General features: G+C 64.4%; 16 protein-coding genes. 11 read left to right on the top strand and 5 right to left on the bottom strand.

Features of this window, described 5'->3' with window-relative positions; translation table 11 throughout:
- Nucleotides 1-47 precede the first annotated feature (47 nt).
- The 6 genes from ACNJYD_RS11595 to ACNJYD_RS11570 all read left to right on the top strand — a co-directional run bounded on the left by ACNJYD_RS11595 (nucleotide 48) and on the right by ACNJYD_RS11570 (nucleotide 6,031).
- Nucleotides 48-569, top strand: coding sequence for a c-type cytochrome, methanol metabolism-related (locus ACNJYD_RS11595; RefSeq protein WP_172785585.1), 522 nt, complete (start codon nucleotides 48-50; stop codon nucleotides 567-569).
- Nucleotides 570-629: 60 nt separating this feature from the next.
- A complete protein-coding gene (locus tag ACNJYD_RS11590; protein WP_027574628.1) occupies nucleotides 630-1,739 on the top strand; it encodes an S-(hydroxymethyl)glutathione dehydrogenase/class III alcohol dehydrogenase in 1,110 nt (369 codons plus the stop codon).
- A gap of 31 nt (nucleotides 1,740-1,770) precedes the next feature.
- Nucleotides 1,771-2,334: an S-(hydroxymethyl)glutathione synthase gene (gene gfa / locus ACNJYD_RS11585; RefSeq protein WP_212255259.1), complete on the top strand. Its 564-nt coding sequence runs from the start codon at nucleotides 1,771-1,773 to the stop codon at nucleotides 2,332-2,334.
- A gap of 617 nt (nucleotides 2,335-2,951) precedes the next feature.
- Nucleotides 2,952-3,404, top strand: coding sequence for a (2Fe-2S)-binding protein (locus ACNJYD_RS11580; protein ID WP_025037743.1), 453 nt, complete (start codon nucleotides 2,952-2,954; stop codon nucleotides 3,402-3,404).
- Between the two features lies 1 nt (nucleotide 3,405).
- Nucleotides 3,406-5,718, top strand: a complete 2,313-nt coding sequence (locus ACNJYD_RS11575) for a molybdopterin cofactor-binding domain-containing protein (protein ID WP_439366456.1) — start codon at nucleotides 3,406-3,408, stop codon at nucleotides 5,716-5,718.
- A gap of 55 nt (nucleotides 5,719-5,773) precedes the next feature.
- Nucleotides 5,774-6,031, top strand: coding sequence for a hypothetical protein (locus ACNJYD_RS11570; RefSeq protein ID WP_172785588.1), 258 nt, complete (start codon nucleotides 5,774-5,776; stop codon nucleotides 6,029-6,031).
- 297 nt (nucleotides 6,032-6,328) lie between these two features.
- Here the strand turns inward: ACNJYD_RS11570 and ACNJYD_RS11565 are convergent, their stop codons facing one another.
- The 4 genes from ACNJYD_RS11565 to ACNJYD_RS11550 all read right to left on the bottom strand — a co-directional run bounded on the left by ACNJYD_RS11565 (nucleotide 6,329) and on the right by ACNJYD_RS11550 (nucleotide 10,538).
- Nucleotides 6,329-8,056 (bottom strand): methanol/ethanol family PQQ-dependent dehydrogenase, encoded by a 1,728-nt coding sequence (locus tag ACNJYD_RS11565; protein WP_439367467.1) that lies wholly within the window; start codon nucleotides 8,054-8,056, stop codon nucleotides 6,329-6,331.
- A 131-nt stretch (nucleotides 8,057-8,187) separates the two neighbouring features.
- Nucleotides 8,188-8,838 (bottom strand): ubiquinol-cytochrome c reductase iron-sulfur subunit, encoded by a 651-nt coding sequence (locus tag ACNJYD_RS11560; RefSeq protein WP_439366455.1) that lies wholly within the window; start codon nucleotides 8,836-8,838, stop codon nucleotides 8,188-8,190.
- A gap of 245 nt (nucleotides 8,839-9,083) precedes the next feature.
- Nucleotides 9,084-9,548: a group III truncated hemoglobin gene (locus ACNJYD_RS11555; protein WP_439366454.1), complete on the bottom strand. Its 465-nt coding sequence runs from the start codon at nucleotides 9,546-9,548 to the stop codon at nucleotides 9,084-9,086.
- A 138-nt stretch (nucleotides 9,549-9,686) separates the two neighbouring features.
- Nucleotides 9,687-10,538 carry a 3-hydroxybutyryl-CoA dehydrogenase gene (locus ACNJYD_RS11550; RefSeq protein ID WP_157283960.1) on the bottom strand — a complete coding sequence of 284 codons (852 nt, stop codon included), beginning with the start codon at nucleotides 10,536-10,538 and terminating at the stop codon, nucleotides 9,687-9,689.
- A 326-nt stretch (nucleotides 10,539-10,864) separates the two neighbouring features.
- On the opposite strand from ACNJYD_RS11550, the gene ACNJYD_RS11545 reads away from it, so the two are divergent.
- Complete coding sequence (locus tag ACNJYD_RS11545) at nucleotides 10,865-11,563, top strand: ABC transporter permease (protein WP_439366453.1); 699 nt, start codon at nucleotides 10,865-10,867, stop codon at nucleotides 11,561-11,563.
- Here the strand turns inward: ACNJYD_RS11545 and ACNJYD_RS11540 are convergent.
- Nucleotides 11,537-12,346 carry a substrate-binding domain-containing protein gene (locus tag ACNJYD_RS11540; protein WP_439366452.1) on the bottom strand — a complete coding sequence of 270 codons (810 nt, stop codon included), beginning with the start codon at nucleotides 12,344-12,346 and terminating at the stop codon, nucleotides 11,537-11,539. The two genes, ACNJYD_RS11545 and ACNJYD_RS11540, sit on opposite strands and share 27 nt — an antisense overlap.
- A gap of 158 nt (nucleotides 12,347-12,504) precedes the next feature.
- Between ACNJYD_RS11540 and ACNJYD_RS11535 the strand changes: the two genes are divergently transcribed.
- The 4 genes from ACNJYD_RS11535 (at nucleotide 12,505) to ACNJYD_RS11520 (ending at nucleotide 16,783) form a co-directional block, all read left to right on the top strand.
- Complete coding sequence (locus tag ACNJYD_RS11535) at nucleotides 12,505-12,792, top strand: hypothetical protein (protein ID WP_439366451.1); 288 nt, start codon at nucleotides 12,505-12,507, stop codon at nucleotides 12,790-12,792.
- A 237-nt stretch (nucleotides 12,793-13,029) separates the two neighbouring features.
- Nucleotides 13,030-14,160: a hypothetical protein gene (locus ACNJYD_RS11530; protein ID WP_439366450.1), complete on the top strand. Its 1,131-nt coding sequence runs from the start codon at nucleotides 13,030-13,032 to the stop codon at nucleotides 14,158-14,160.
- A gap of 63 nt (nucleotides 14,161-14,223) precedes the next feature.
- Nucleotides 14,224-14,496: a TonB-dependent receptor plug domain-containing protein gene (locus tag ACNJYD_RS11525; protein ID WP_439366449.1), complete on the top strand. Its 273-nt coding sequence runs from the start codon at nucleotides 14,224-14,226 to the stop codon at nucleotides 14,494-14,496.
- A 277-nt stretch (nucleotides 14,497-14,773) separates the two neighbouring features.
- Nucleotides 14,774-16,783, top strand: coding sequence for a putative bifunctional diguanylate cyclase/phosphodiesterase (locus ACNJYD_RS11520; protein WP_439366448.1), 2,010 nt, complete (start codon nucleotides 14,774-14,776; stop codon nucleotides 16,781-16,783).
- Nucleotide 16,784 lies beyond the last annotated feature (1 nt).

Here is a 16,784-nt window from a genome sequence, read left to right as displayed (position 1 = left end):
CCACGCGCCGGCTCGTCTCCACCGAATGCCGGCCGAGGGAAAAACTCTTGCGTAAAATCTGCTTTGTCATTGCTGCGACGATCTTGGTTGCGTCCGGAGGAATTGCGGTCGCGGACGGTCCGGGCGATCCGGCTGCCGTGAAGAAGGAAGACGACGGAAAGTGGCTCGATAAGGAGGGCAATCCCACCTACAAGATTTCGGCCGACGGCACCGTGGACTGGTTCACCTATTCCGGATACCGCCGCTATCACTCGGACTGTCACGTGTGCCACGGCCCCGACGGCATGGGATCGACCTACGCGCCGGCGCTGAAGGATTCCGTCAAGTCGATGAGCTACGGCGACTTCCTCGGCGTGGTCGCCTCTGGCCGCAAGAACATCTCGACCGCGCAGGAGAACGTCATGCCGGCGTTCGGCGACAACCCGAACGTCGCCTGCTACATGGACGACCTCTATGTCTATCTCCGCGCGCGCTCCACCGAAGCCTGGGGCCGGCAGCGCCCTTCGAAAAAGGAGGAGAAGACGGAGGCCTACACCAAGGCTGAAGACGCCTGCATGGGCAAGAAATGAACGTTACGAAGGCTGCCAAGACTACTTCTTGGCGTCCGATGCGAATTTGAGGAGCTACCGATGAAGACACGTGCCGCCGTTGCTTTCGAAGCCAAGAAGCCGCTCGAGATCGTCGAGGTCGATCTGGAAGGCCCGAAGGCCGGCGAAGTCCTGGTCGAGATCAAGGCGACGGGCATCTGCCATACCGACGCCTACACGCTCGACGGCTTCGACAGCGAGGGAATCTTCCCGTCGATCCTGGGACATGAGGGGGCCGGCATCATCCGCGAGATCGGCCCGGGCGTGACCTCGGTGAAACCGGGCGATCACGTCATCCCGCTCTACACGCCGGAATGCCGGCAGTGCAAAAGCTGCCTCAGCCAGAAGACCAATCTCTGCACCGCGATCCGCGCGACGCAGGGCAAGGGCGTGATGCCCGACGGCACCAGCCGCTTCTCCTACAAGGGCAAGCCGATCTACCACTATATGGGCTGCTCGACCTTCTCGAACTTCACCGTGCTGCCCGAGATCGCCGTTGCCAAGATCCGCGAGGACGCGCCGTTCGACAAGAGCTGCTACATCGGTTGCGGCGTCACCACCGGCGTCGGCGCCGTCGTCAATACCGCCAAGGTCACGCCGGGCTCCAACGTGGTCGTGTTCGGCCTCGGCGGCATCGGCCTCAACGTCATCCAGGGCGCCAAGATGGCCGGCGCCGACAAGATCATCGGCGTCGACATCAACGATTCCAAGGAGGAATGGGGTCGCAGGTTCGGCATGACCGACTTCGTCAACCCGAAGAAGATCACCGGTGACATCGTTCAGCACCTCGTCGGCCTCACCGACGGCGGCGCCGACTACACCTTCGACTGCACCGGCAACACCACCGTGATGCGCCAGGCACTGGAAGCCTGCCATCGCGGCTGGGGCACCTCGATCATCATCGGAGTCGCCGAGGCCGGCAAGGAGATCGCCACCCGCCCGTTCCAGCTCGTCACCGGCCGCAACTGGCGCGGCACGGCCTTCGGCGGCGCGCGCGGGCGCACCGACGTGCCGAAGATCGTCGACTGGTACATGAACGGAAAGATCCAGATCGATCCGATGATCACCCACGTGCTCAAGCTCGAGGAGATCAACAAGGGATTTGACCTCATGCACGAGGGCAAATCCATCCGTTCAGTCGTCGTGTTCTAGCTCGAAAACGTCACACCAAGGAGGATCGACCATGACTGTTGCACTCCATCCCTCGATCGACAACGGCATCAAGCAAGGCAGCGGCAGCTTCGCCGGCGGCACGCTGGTCTGCAAATGCAGCGACCACCCGGTGAAGGTCAGCGTCAAGGGCGACGTCGCCCACAACCATGCCTGCGGCTGCACCAAGTGCTGGAAGCCGCAGGGCGCGACCTTCTCCGTCGTCGCCGTGGTGCCGCGCCAGAACGTCACCGTGCTCGAGAACGGCGACAAGCTCCAGATTGTCGATCCCTCGGCGGTGATCCAGCGCTACGCCTGCAGGGCGTGCGGCACGCACATGTACGGCCGGATCGAGAACAAGAACCATCCGTTCTACGGCCTCGATTTCATCCATCCCGAACTGTTCCAGGAGCAGGGCTCGCAGGCGCCGCAATTCGCCGCTTTCGTCTCCTCCGTGATCGAATCGGGCGTGAAGCCCGAGCAGATGGCCGGCATCCGTTCGCGGCTGAAGGAGATCGGCCTCGAGCCCTATGACTGCCTGTCGCCGGCCCTGATGGACGCGATCGCAACCCATGTGGCGAAAGCCAAGGCCGCCTGAGAGGGCTGCCCGAGCTGGCCGGCCGCCAGACCTCGGCCACACCATCTGCGGCTCGCTGGCGCCCGTCGCCGCCAGCGAGCCGGACCGGACCCGCGGCGCAATGCCGCCGCTTCTGCACCACGCGTGAGTAAGGGCCATCGGCTCCTCAGTCCTGGTCTCTGAATGACTGCGCAGGACCGTCCGCTTCCTGCTTGAAGTTCGCGGTGTCCTGCGTTCTCCCTCCCTCGACTGAGGCCTACTGCTTCGTCCGTTCGGTCTTGCTGGCGGACGAAGCTTTTTTCGTTGCGCCCATTCGATGAGCAGGCGGCGGGATGACGCGCCCTGCTTTTGACAAACCGTCGATGCAATCTTTTCCCGGTGAGAACACCCGGCTGTGAACGCCGGGTCGGAGCGATCTCTGCTAGGGTCGCGCCGTCACGATGCCGCGCGAAGACAATCAATTAAGAAGAAAACGGGAGGTATCGAGCACATCCAGACATCGCCATCCGCGTTCCTGCCTCCCTCCGGGATTTGCCCGCGCGGGACCACGGCGGGACGTGGCGAGACGACGCACGAACCGTCGCCGACCGGCGGCGGAATTTTGAATTTGGCATGCTTATGAAGAGCGAGGCACGATCATGATCAAGGTGAAGATCAACGGCCAGGAACAGAGCTGGGACGGCGACCCGGATCTCCCGCTACTCTGGTTCCTGCGTGACGAGGCCGGACTGACCGGCACCAAATACGGCTGCGGCCAGGCGCTGTGCGGCGCATGCACGGTCATCGTCGACAAGCAAGCGGTGCGCGCCTGCATCACGTCCGTCAACGATGTCGCCGGACGCGAGGTCACCACGATCGAGGGTCTGCATCCGAATGGCGATCACCCGGTGCAGAAGGCGTGGCGCCAGCTCAACGTGCCCCAATGCGGCTTCTGCCAGGCCGGCCAGATCATGCAGGCTGCGGCCCTCCTGATGGATAACCCGAAACCCTCGCACGACCAGATCCGCGAAGGGATGGCCGGCAACATCTGCCGCTGCGGCTGCTACCAGCGCATCGAGAACGCCGTCCATCTCGCATCGACGGGGGTGTGACATGAACTTCATCGACAATCCCGGCAAGCTGCGCGGCTTCGAAAAGCACAGCAAGGTCGAGAAGGTCACGCGCCGAAGCATCCTGAAGGGGCTCGGCGTCACCGGCGGCTTCGTGCTCGCCGCCCCCGTGATGTCGCGCCAGGCGCTCGCTTATGAGACCGGCGCCGGCAAGATGCCGCATGGCGTCGTGGTCGATCCGCGCGTGTTCGTTTCGGTAGGCGCGGATGGCATCGTCACAATCGTCGGGCACCGTTCGGAAATGGGCACCGGCGTGCGCACCAGCCTGCCGCTGATCGTGGCCGAGGAGATGGAGGCCGACTGGTCCAGGGTCAAGGTGCAGCAGGCCCATGGCGACGAGGTCAAATTCGGCAACCAGGACACCGACGGCTCGCGCAGCACGCGGCATTATCTGATCCCGATGCGCCAGATCGGCGCCTCCGCCCGCACCATGCTGGAGCAGGCCGCAGCCAAGCGCTGGGGCGTGCCGGCGACCGAGGTCAAGGCGGTCAACCATGAGGTCGTGCACAGCGCCAGCGGGCGCAAGCTCGGCTTCGGCGAGCTCGCTGCCGACGCCGCAAAGGAATCGGTGCCGAGCATCGAGGGCCTCAAGCTGAAGGACCCCAAGAACTTCCGCTATCTCGGCAAGGGCCAGATCGGCATCGTCGATCTCCATGACATCACCACCGGCAAGGCGCGCTATGGAGCCGACGTGCGGCTGCCGGGCATGAAATATGCCGTGATCGCCCGCCCGCCGGTGACCGGCGGCAAGCTGGTCAAGTTCGAGCCGGAAGAGGCCTTGAAGATCCCCGGCGTCGAGAAGGTGATGCAGGTTCGCGGCTGGCCGTGGCCGTCGAAGTTCCAGCCGCTCGGGGGCGTTGCGGTGATCGCGCGCAACACCGGCGCGGCGATCAAGGGCCGCGACGCCTTGAAGCTGGTCTGGGACGACGGCCCCAACGGCAAATACGACTCGGTCGCCTACCGCAAGGAGCTCGAGGAAGCCTCGCGCAAACCCGGCCTCGTGCTGCGCAAGGAGGGCGATGCGGACGCTGCCTTGAAGAGCGCCGACAAGGTGGTCGTCGGCGAGTACTACCTCCCGCATCTCGCCCATGTCTCCATGGAGCCGCCGGTGGCGGTCGCGGACGTCAAGGGCGACAAGGCGGAGATCTGGGCGCCGGTGCAAAGCCCCGGCGGCACCCGCGAGGACGTCGCCAAGACGCTCGACATTCCCGAGGCCAACGTCACCGTCAACGTGACCCTGCTCGGCGGCGGGTTCGGACGCAAGTCGAAATGCGACTTTGCGCTCGAAGCCGCGCTGCTCTCGAAAGAGCTCGGCGCGCCGGTGAAGGTGCAATGGACGCGGGAGGACGACATCCACAACGGCTTCCTGCACACTGTCTCAGTCGAACGGATCGAGGCCGGCCTCGACAAGAGCGGCAAGGTGATCGCCTGGCGCCACCGCAGCGTGGCTCCCAGCATCGCCTCGACCTTTGCCGCCGGCACGGTGCATCAGGCGCCGTTCGAGATCGGCATGGGCCTGGTCGATATGCCGTTCGAGATCGCGAACATCTCTTGTGAGAACCCGGAAGCCGCGGCGTTCACCCGCATCGGCTGGTTCCGCTCGGTCTCGAACATCCCGCGCGCCTTCGCCGTCCAGTCGATGGTCGGCGAGATCGCGCAGGCAACAGGGCGCGACCAGAAGGACATGCTGCTCGAGCTGATCGGCTCGCCTCGCATCGTCAAGCCCAACGTGAAGGACCTCTGGAATTACGGCGAGCCCCAGGACAGCTACCCGATCGATACCGCGCGCCTGCGCAAGGTGGTCGAACTGGTCGCCGAGAAGGGTGAATGGGGCCGAAAGGTGCCGAAGGGCCACGGTCTCGGCATCGCCGTGCACCGCAGCTTCGTCAGCTACATCGCGACCATCGTCGAGGTGACCGTCGACGACAAGGGCAAGCTGACGGTGCCGCGGGTCGACACCGCGATCGATTGCGGCACCTACGTCAACCCCGAGCGCATCGCTTCGCAGATCGAGGGCGCGGCGATCATGGGGCTGAGCCTTGCCAAATACGGCGAGATCACCTTCAAGGACGGCAAGGTGCAGCAGAAGAATTTTGACGACTTCCAGGTCGTCAGGATGGACGACTCGCCTGTGGTGACCAACGTCTACGTCGTGCCGCCCGGACCCGACACGCCACCGAGCGGCGTCGGCGAGCCCGGTGTTCCCCCGTTCGCGCCGGCCCTGATCAACGCGATCTTCGCGGCGACGGGAAAACGCATCCGCTCGCTTCCGATCGGCAAGCAATTGGAGGCGTAGCCGCGGAACAGAAGCGGCCTCGCGCCGTTTGCATCGATCTGACAGGAGCAGATCGATGACCAACATCTCAAAGGCGCTCGCAGTCTCGCTGTCGGGCGCCTTTCTTTTGACTGCCGCGGGCGCATTCGCTCAGAGCAGCACGACGCCGCCGACCACGGCCACGCGGCCCACCGGGCCCGACCAGAATTCGCTGCCCAACGCCAACGCCCCGCCCGCCTCCACCACCCAGACCACCGGGCAGCACAACCCCGATCCCAAGATTCGCGAGATGAACCAGAAGGAAAAGGACAAGGTCGAGCGCGAGGGAAAGTAGTGGTTTAGCGCCTGCGCATTGATGCGCCCTCTCCGGTTTTGTCCGCCGAAGCCTTGGCGAAGGCGGATGTGGGAGAGGGCAGCGACGCTGGTCGATGCGCACTCACTTGGGTGAGGGGTCTGCCTCTGCGCGTCAATCTCCCGATGAAAGCGCGCGGATAGAACCCCTCGTCCGGCGCTTCGGGCCACCTTCTCCCACAAGGGGAGAAGGAAGAGCCACACAAAATGCGGCGGACGTTGCCGTCCGCCGCATTCGCCACCCCCCTGCTGCTCCGCTTCTGTCGATCCGCCCGCGGAGCTATTTCTTCAGCGCGAAGACCCAGATGACGCCGCCCTGCGGCACGTTGGCTTCGATGCCGATGTTGTTGGTCACGAGCGCATCCTGGATGCGCTGCGCGTCGACGCCCCATCCCGACTGGATCGCGATGTATTGCGTGCCGTCGATTTCGTAGGACACCGGCATGCCGACGATGCCGGAGTTGGTCTTCTGCTCCCACAACAGTTCGCCCGTCTTGGCGTGGAAGGCGCGGAAATAGCGGTCGTTGGTCCCCCCAACGAAGACGAGATCGCCCGCGGTCGCCGTGACCGATCCGAACAGTTGCGACTTTGGGAAGTTGTGTTGCCAGACCTTCTTGCCGGTTGCGGGATCCCAGGCCTGGAGCTCGCCAAAATGATCCGCACCCGGCTTCGTCTTCAGGCCGATATCTTCCGGCTTGGTGCCGAGCCAGAGCTCGCCCGGCTTGAGCGGTACTTTCTCGCCGGTAAAGCCGCCGCAGAAATTCTCGTTGGCGGGCACGTAGACGAGGCCGGTCTTCTGGCTGTAAGCCGCCGATGGCCAGTCCTTGCCGCCCCACAGCGACGGGCAGAACTCCACGCGCTTGCCCATGACCGGCTTGTGCGCGGGGTCGACGATCGGCTTGCCGGTCTCGGGTTCGATGCCCTTCCAGACGTCGGTGAAGACGAACGGCCAGCCGGCGACGTAATTGATCTTGGTCGGCGTGCGCTCGAGCACCCAGAAGATCGCGTCGCGTCCCGGATGGACCAGGCTCTTGATGTTGCGGCCATCGCGTTGCAGGTCGATCAGCATCGGTGCTTCGACCTCGTCCCAATCCCAGGAATCGTTCTGGTGATACTGGTGATAGGTCTTGATCTTCCCGGTGTTGGGATCGAGCGCGAGCACTGATGACGTGTAGAGATTGTCGCCGGGATGCGAGTCGCCCGGCCACGGCGCGGCGTTGCCGACACCCCAATAGATCGTCTTGGTCTCTTTGTCGTAATTGCCTGTCATCCAGGCCGACCCACCGCCGTTCTTCCAGTCGTCGCCTTGCCAGGTGTCGTGACCGGGCTCGCCTTCACCGGGGATGGTGTAGGTCCGCCACAGCTCCTTGCCGTCCTTGGCATCATAAGCCACGATATAGCCACGCACGCCGAACTCGCCGCCGGAGCCGCCGACGATGACCTTACCGTCAACGATCAATGGCATCAGGGTCAGGTACTGGCCCTTCCTGTAGTCCTGCACCTTCGTGTCCCACAGCACCTTGCCGGTCTTGGCATCGAGCGCGACCACGTGGTCGTCCGTGGTGGCGAGGTAGAGCTTGTCCTCCCAGAGGCCGACGCCGCGGTTGGTCGGATGCAGCTGGAACAGATCGTCAGGAAGCTGCCGCTTGTAGCGCCAGTATTCGTCGCCGGTCTTCGCATTCAGCGCGATCACCTGCCCCATCGGGGTCGTCACGAACATCGCGCCATTGTTGACGATCGGCGGTGCCTGATGGCCTTCGACCACGCCGGTGGCGAAGGTCCAGACCGGTGTGAGGTTCTTCACGTTGGAGGTGTTGATCTGGTCGAGCGGGCTAAAGCCGTGCCCGTCATAGGTGCGCCGGTAGAGCATCCAATTGCCTGGCTCCGGATTTTCGAGCCGCTGCGAAGTGACGGGCGAATAATTCTCGATCGGGCCAGCCAGCGCGGCGGTCGAAACGAGGCAGGTGAAGGCGACGAAGCCGGACAGGTAGAATTGCTTCCTGGTCATGGAGAGTTTCATGGACGTTCCCCTTTTTCATCCGCTTGAATTCTTGTTGTGAATTCTTGTCGTTCGTCCCGTCGTCCGCCGCGTCGGCGGAGGCGGCCGTTCGTGACGCGGGCCCAGCCCGCAACCGTCCATCATCCTGGCTGTGTGCCACCTACCTTTCCCATGAAATTGCCGGCGACGCTGAGCGAACCGTCAGCCAGCGCCAGCGGCAGCGCTGCAAGCCGCCGCGGTGCCGGCCCGAACACGACCTGCGCGCCCGCGCGGGGATCGAATTCGGAGTTGTGGCACATGCACTTGAACACCTCCTTGTCGCCGACATCGCTCTTCACCCAGGCAGTGACGGGACAGCCCGCATGCGAGCAGATCGCCGAATAGGCGATGATGCCGTCGACGGCCCGCGCGCGGGTCTTCTCGTCGAGGTCGGCGGGATCAAGCTTGATGATCAGGATCTCGTTGAGCCGTGAGGCGCTGCGCACCACCGCTGAGGTGGGGTCCTTCGGCCAGGCATGGACCGGCGGTCCGCCGACCTTGAGATCGGCCGCGGTGATGAGCTTTCCCTCCTGGTCACCTTCGGAGAAAACGAGCAGGTCGCCTTTCTGCGGCCGCTCATCCGAGCCGGGCGGATCCTCACCTGCGCCGGCCTCGGTGGAACAGCCGAGGCACGCTGTCGTCGCGAGCGCACCGAGCAGCAAGGATCGCCGCGTCTGCTCGGCACCCGCATCGACGTCGGGTTCCGCAGCACTCTCTGAGGATTGTGAATTATCGAACGATGCGCGAGCCATGCCCGTTAGCAGGCGCTGGAACTCTGCCGAAAACAAGGCGAAGACTTGGCGCCGCAGTGCATCAATGTGGCTTTGCTCGCGTTGATTGAGCAAGACTAAATGCGTTCCAGCGCGTTTTCGCGAATTCTACATCGCATTGCGCGAACGGCATGATGATTTTGCAGATCAGATCGATGCTGCGGGAATTGGTGCGGCGCGCCATCACGCAACGCGAGCTGCACCTTTCTCAGGCAGGCATTTTGTATTCACGACCTGAGCACGTGACGCGGCGAAGCGATGCGGCCCGCAAGTGTTGCCGACGCCATTTCAAAACTGTCGGCGATACGACGCGCCTTGTCGATGAACAGCGCAGCCGCCGCCGGCGGGCAGACCTCGCGCGCGGTCTGCTCGAACAGCTCGAGCCAGCGATCGAAATGGCCTCTGGCCAGGCTCAGCGGCAGGTGTGCCCGCATCGGCGAGCCGTGATAGCGGCCACTCATCAACACGACTGACGACCAGAAATCCCTGAGCTTGGCGAGATGCTCGTCCCAGTTCTGCACGACGGCGAAGACGGGCCCGAGCAGCGTGTCCTCACGCACGCGTCCGTAGAAGCGGGTGACGAGTTCTGCGATCATCTCTTCGGTGATCCCGGTGCGCTCGATCGCATCCTGGGTCAACAGGTTCCGCCGCGCGGCCGCAGCTTCCCGCTCGGCCTTCAGTCGATCCGACATGTCCTTTGTTATCCGTTCCGTTGTTCCCGCAGGCTGCCCGTTCGACATTGTCGGGCCCATTGCGCGCGGCGTCTTTGTCGCAGCGCAAATTGCGGGGATCTGGCGGCGGACGCTAGGTGCCCGCCGCCAATGCCTTCATCAGGCGGTATAGGTGTAAAAGCCCTGCCCGGTCTTGCGGCCGAGATGGCCGGCATCGACCATCTCTTTCAGCAGCGGGGCTGGCCGATATTTAGGATCGTTGAAGCCCTTGTAAAAGACCTCCATCACCGAAAGCATGGTGTCGAGCCCGACGAGATCGGCAAGTGCGAGCGGCCCGATCGGATGGTTGCAGCCGAGCTTCATGCCGGCGTCGATCTCCTCCGCCGTCGCGATGCCCTCCTGCAGCGCGAAGATCGCCTCGTTGATCATCGGACACAGGATGCGGTTGACGGCGAAGCCCGGGCTGTTCTTGGCCGTGATCGCCACCTTGCCGACGCGCTTGGCGAAATCCAGCGCCTTCGCATGAGTGTCGTCCGAGGTCTGCAGCCCACGGATGAGTTCGAGCAGCGCCATCACCGGCACCGGGTTGAAGAAGTGCATGCCGATGAAGCGGTCGGGACGGTCGGTCGCCGCCGCGAGCTTCGTGATCGAGATCGAAGAGGTGTTGGTTGCGACCAGCGTGCGCGGCGACAGCGTGGCGCAGAGATCCTTCAGGATCTTGACCTTGAGCTCCTCGTTCTCGGTAGCGGCCTCGATGACGAGGTCGCAATCCGACAGCTTCGCCCGGTCGGTGGTGCCGGTGATGCGCTTGAGCGTCGCCTCGCGGTCGGCCGCCGACATCTTCTCTTTCTTGACCAGCCGCTCGAGGCTTCCGCCGACGGTCGACAGGCCGCGGTTCACCGCCGCGTCGGAAATATCGACCATCACGACCGACAGGCCCGCGGCGGCGCAGACCTGCGCGATGCCGTTCCCCATGGTCCCTGCCCCGATGATGCCAACGGTCTGGATCATTGCGTCACATCCTTCATCCTTGCGGGCGAGCCAGTTGCAGCCCGGCCCCATTGTTCCTGCATCAGGGTCTAGCACCGCCGTTCGGCTGGCGCGACCCGATCCTGTTCCTTAGCGCATCCGAGGCCGGAATAAAGCCGCCCGCGGGGGCGGCCAGTTGCCTCGATTGTAGGTCACTGGCCGCGTTTTCCGGTCATCCTGAGCCTTGCTCCAACCCCCCGTGGGGCTGCCCAACCGTTGGGGGCTACCGCGGGCCTTGATTATGGCAGCGGCAGCAGCGAGAAGGGCGGCGCGGGGCTGCCGCGGAACAGGAGCTTGGCCCGAGACGGATGAACGATTTCGCACGATCCATCGGTGCCGCCTTTGCGCTGATCGGCGAGGCCGACACCGAGCTATTGGGCATCGTCGCCTTGTCCGTAAGGGTCAGCCTGACCGCCAGCATCCTCGCACTTCTGATCGGCGCCCCCTTTGGAGCCCTGCTTGCGATCACCCGCTTCCGGGGACGCCAAGTCATCGTCATTCTGACCAATGCGCTGCTCGGCCTTCCACCGGTCGTGGTCGGGCTCGCCCTCTATCTCCTGCTGTCGCGGTCCGGCCCGTTCGGGGCGGCGGGCTTGCTGTTCACGCCAGCCGCCATGGTGATCGCGCAGACGCTGCTGGCGACGCCCATCGTGGTGGCGCTGGTGCACCGGCCGGCAAGCCTGCTGTGGGCGGAGTATGGCGACCTGGCGCGGATCGACGGACTGTCGGCCCTGCGCAGCATGGCCCTGCTGTTCGCGCTCGGCCGGACCTCGCTGCTGACGGCCTTTCTCGCCGCGTTTGGGCGCGCCATCGCGGAAGTCGGCGCCATCATCATCGTCGGCGGCAATATCCGCGGCTTCACCCGCACGATGACGACGGCGATCGCACTGGAAACCAGCAAAGGCGACCTGCCGCTCGCGCTCGGACTCGGGCTGATCCTGCTCGCACTCAGCGTCGCGGTGTCGACCATAGCCTTCGTCCTAGTGGGACGCGTTGGGGAAAAATAGCTGCTCGCCGCCGACCTTGTACCCGGCGATCGCGTCCTGCCCTTGCGGCGAAATCAGCCAGTCGATGAAGGCCTGTCCCTCCTTCGCCTTCACGTTCGGATGCTTTTCAGGATTCACCAGCATGACGCCGTACTGGTTGAAGAGCCGCTTGTCACCCTCGGTCAGGATGGCGAGTTCGCCGCGGTTCTTGAACGACAGCCAGGTGCCGCGGTCCGACAGGAGGTAGGCGTTCCACGACGAGGCCATGTTCAGCGCCGGGCCCATGCCCTGGCCGATCTCCCGATACCAAGTGTCCTTGCCGGCACTGAGGTCGACGCCCGCCTCCTTCCATAGCCTCAGCTCGGCCGCATGCGTGCCGGACTTGTCGCCGCGCGAGATGAACGGCGCTTTCGCGGTCGCAATCCTGCGCAGCGCCTCGACCACGTCCTTGCTGCCCGAGATCTGCGCTGCATCGCTCTTGGGGCCGACGATGACGAAGTCGTTGTACATGACGTCGAAGCGCTTCACGCCCTGCCCTTCGGACATGAACTTGTCCTCGGCGGGCCTGTCGTGGACGAACACCACGTCGGCATCGCCGCGCCGCCCGATATCCAGAGCCTGGCCGGTGCCGACGGCGACGACCTTCACGCCGATGCCTTCGGCCTTCGTGAACAGCGGCAGCAGATGGCCGAACAGCCCCGACTGTTCCGTCGAGGTGGTCGACGCCACGGTGATGGTGCGATCCTGTGCGGATGCGATGGTGGACCAGAGCAGAACCGCTCCGATGGTGGCAAGCTTCCTCATGCGCCGTCCCCGACCAGACAATGACGGTTCTGAATAGCGGCTCGCGACGACGACGGGAACCCCGACTTGGACCGCAACGAGAGCAAAGGCTGCCGCGCCTCGGCAGGAACGCGGTCAGCGCATGCGAGTTGACCGGGATGCAAGGCCCGGAGAATCCGATGAAGAAGATCATCCTGGCATCCGCATGCATGATGGCGCTGGCGACAGGAGGCGCTTTGGCGCAAACACAACCCGCACCCGGCGCATCCGGTCAGGGCGATGTCGGCCCCTCATCGCGAGGCCCGGCAACCAAGGGAATGACGACAGGACGTTCATCGAACATGCAGAACGAGGCCAGCGACGGCAAGGGCGCGCAGTCGCATTCGGCCGGCGGCAGCAACACCAACAACATGAGCAGCCAGGCCGGCGGCAGTGCGGGTACCGGCGGCACCGGCTCCGGCAAGTGACCTGAGGTTCGAATATCCCGAGAGAGGCGAGTCAATTGATGCAATCCGGAACGGCACTCAACTCCGCGGGGTGCCGTTCGCCCCGCAGAGTGGATGCGCGGATGTTCTGCAATTGGTCCTGCCTACGTTGACACGGGTGTGACGGCCGGGGCAGGTTTTCACATTGCTGACGAATCAGCGATTGCCTCACGCCGAGCACCTCTTGGACAACTCCCAGTGCTTTCGAGACTGATATCGTTGCTGCGCCGCATTCCAGCGGTGAACTGGGCGTTTTCCCGACTCCGGCCTGTGCCGCACAGCGGCAACCTCGACGTCGCGCCGACTGCAGAGGCTTCATCTGCCATCGCCGAAGGCGTTGCCGGCACGGCTCCAGCGCCCATCGCCGAGATCAGCGCTGATCCCATGCGCGATGAGGCTGATCTCGCCGCCACCGCTCCGGTCGCGGAGAACGATGCGGCTGTGTCGGTCGTCGCGGAGATTCCGTCCGACGATATCTGCATCGGCGACTCATCTTCAGAGTTGGCAACGGCAATCGAGGCGCCCGTGACGCCGCCAGCGACCGAAGGGGCGTTGGCTGCATCGGCCGGTGCGGAGAGCGAGCCAGTTGCAGCCTCCGATCTCGCCGTCGTGGACGATGATGCATCGCCTGCTGGAATCTCTGCAGAGATCGACTCTGCCACCGCAGAAGAGATTGTGGCTTCATCAGCAGACGTCGCGACCGCTTCGGCCGATCTCCCTGCCCTCATCATCGAGGCTGCCCCCTCGCCCGACGTATCCCTCGATGTCGTACCCGACGCCGCCGAAGCAATCCCGGTCGACGTCGAGAACGTGGCGGCTGTTGTCTCTGAAGCCAGCGCCGAGATCGATCCGGCGCCCGTTGTCGCAATCGCGCCGACGCCCGCAAATGATGTTCCGCTCGCCACGGCCATTGCGGCGGTAGCCAACGAGTCATCCAGCGACGTCGCGGAAGCTGAACCGGCTCCGGCTCTCACGTCTCCTTCGCCAGAGATCCGCAGCGCACCGAAAGTTCGCGCGCGAGCCGTAGAGCCCGCCGACCGCGCCGCGCTGATCCGGCAGCGCTGGGCCGAGAGCGGAATCAGGATGTGGAATCCGCAGCTTCACGGCACCGGCGAGGCCGCGCTGAACATCCAGGGAAGCGTCGGGCTGCTGCCGCCGGCGGCCGGCGAGACAATGCCGCGCTACGACAAGCTGGAATTCAGGATGCTCGGCGGACAGATCGTCTGTGAGGGCGTCATCGTCGAGGCCCCCGTGCAGGCGAGCCATCGGAGCTTCACGCGGCTCGCCGAGCCGCGGAGCATCGAGCGGATCCGCGAACCGGCGCGCGAGCGCCAGGCCGTTCTCGCCTGATCCTTTCGTCTGCGCCCACCGTGGCAATGTGCTAGGCTGATGTCCCGATATGGGAGATCCCAGATGTGCGCAAGACCATTGGTCTTCGTCGTGATCGCGCTTGCTGTCTCGCAGCCGGCGCTCGCCGCGGGCAAGCGGCCGCATCACATGACTGGGCCCGCCACCGATCCGGCCGCTCCCTACAAGGCCGATCGGCTCTCCTCCTCGCGCGGCGAGTCGATCCTCGACACGCCTGGCCAGACCACCGTGCTGACGCGGCAGGTTCTCGACGACAAGAGGGCGACCAGCCTGCGGGACGCCATGCGCTCGACCGCAGGTGTGACGATCGGACGCTAGGCCGCTTGCACCGCTCCCGGTCGCCCGCACCGAGCACTCGCTGACACCCATGGCGAGCAGGGCGTAGCTGCGGCGATTTCGGGCGACTTGTGCCTGAGACGCACGCCCCTTGCCGCCGGCTATCCTTAACGGGAGCTCACCAATGCACGCGACCGGAAAATCCTGAGGCAGCGCGCAACCAGTGCTGGCCGAGCCCGGCTAGCATCGATCTAACGGGCCCTTTACCCGTGCCGTGCAAGATTGCCCCGTTTTTCAGGGATCTGGGGCTCGTATTTCAATGCCTGTTGCCGAATTGAAATCTCGTCTTGCTGCCGCGATGCGATTGTTTCGCGTTCCCGCCGACAATCCGGATCTCACACGCGCGCAGTTCGACGCCTTCTCCAAGCAGATCCCACTGCTCTACTTCATCCTCATCAGCAACACGATTGCGGTCGCCTACACCTATGTGAACGTGGCGCCGGACTGGCTGACGACGATCGTGCCGGCCGTGCTGACGGTGCTCGCAGGCTCACGGACCTTCTGGTGGCTACGCCAGCGCCGGCTCGTTCGCAGCGATGCCGACATCCTGCGCAATCTGCGCGCCACCAATTGGCTGACCCTGCCGATCGGTGCCGGCTTCACCGCCTGGTCGTTCGCGCTGTACCCCTACGGCGATCCCTTCGCCAAGAGCCAGGTCGCCTTCTACATGGCGGTCACCGTGATCGGCTGCATCTTCTCGCTGATGCATCTGCGCTCGGCGGCGCTGATCGTGACGCTGATCGTCGACGTGCCCTATGTGCTGTTCTTCTTTGCCACGGGCGAGCCGACGCTGAAGGCGATCGCGGTCAACAACCTCCTGGTTTCCGGCGCGATGGTGACGGTGTTGTTCATCTACTATCGCGACTTCGCCGATCTCGTCGCCAGCCGCAAGTCGCTGCTCGCGCAACAGGCGGCGACGCAGGCGCTCTCTGACGAGAACTTCCGCCTTGCCAATCTCGATTCACTCACCGAGCTGCCGAACCGCCGCCGCTTCTTCGCCGAGCTGTCGAGCGCCTTCACCGATGCCGAACGCAGGAAAGTCCGGGTCGCAGTCGGCATCATCGATCTCGACGGCTTCAAGCCGATCAACGACAATTACGGCCACTCAGTCGGCGACCGCGTCCTGATCGAGGCCGGCCGGCGCATCCGCGAGGTCTGCGAGGGTTTTGGTCCGCACCGGGTCGAATTCGCCCGACTCGGCGGTGACGAGTTCGGCCTCGTCGTGTGCGGCGACCCCAATGATGCGGATCTGCTACGGCTGGGCCAGCGCATCGGCGCCCAGGTCAAGCTTCCCTATCAGCTCGATACCGCTCATACGGGGCTGTCCTGCTCGATCGGCTTTGCGTTGTTTCCGCAATCGGCCACGACCGCGGAAGCACTGTATGAATGCGCCGATTATTCGCTCTACCATGCCAAGCGCCATCTGCGCGGCCGCACCGTGATCTTCTCGAGCGAGCTCGAGGCCGAGATCCGCAGTCGCGGGGTCATCGAGAACCTGCTGCGCACCGCTGATTTCGCCACCGAAATGGACCTGGTGTTCCAGCCGATCGTCGATGCCATGAGCGAGCACACCGCCGGCTTCGAGGTGCTGGCGCGCTGGCGCAGCGCCCGCCTCGGCCTGGTCTCGCCGGCCGATTTCATTCCGGCTGCCGAGCGCATCGGTCTGATCCGGCCGCTGACGCAAGCGCTGCTGGTGCGCGCACTCGCCGTCGCCAGGACATGGCCCGATCACATCCGCCTGTCGTTCAACCTCTCCGCACACGATGTCTGTGCGGCGGAGGGCATCTTGCCGCTGATCGCCATCATCGAGAAGAGCGGGCTGCCGCCACAGCGGATCGATTTCGAGATCACCGAAACCGCCGTCACCTTCGACTTCGTCCGCGCGCAGCAATCGATCGCAACGCTGAAGGCAATGGGCTGCGGCATTTCGCTGGACGATTTCGGCACCGGCTATTCGTCGTTGAGCCACGTGCACCGGCTGCCGCTCGACAAGATCAAGGTCGACCGCAGCTTCGTTTCCGACATCAACGAGAATCCGGTCAGCCACAAGATCATCAAATCGCTCACCGGCCTCTGCGACGACATGGAAATCGCCTGCGTCGTCGAGGGCGTCGAGACCCGTGCTCAGCTCGACACCTTGCGCCGCCTGGGGTGCGACTTCATCCAGGGCTATTATTTCGCCAAGCCCATGCCGGCCGATGCGATTGGCGACCATCTGGCCGAGGAGAGCCGGCGCCTCGACGGCACCGGCGCCAAGGTCGTGGCCTAGA

It is taken from the genome of Bradyrhizobium sp. SPXBL-02, from assembly GCF_051853065.1.
Classification (GTDB): domain Bacteria; phylum Pseudomonadota; class Alphaproteobacteria; order Rhizobiales; family Xanthobacteraceae; genus Bradyrhizobium.
This window is presented reverse-complemented; position numbering and strand designations above follow the sequence as displayed.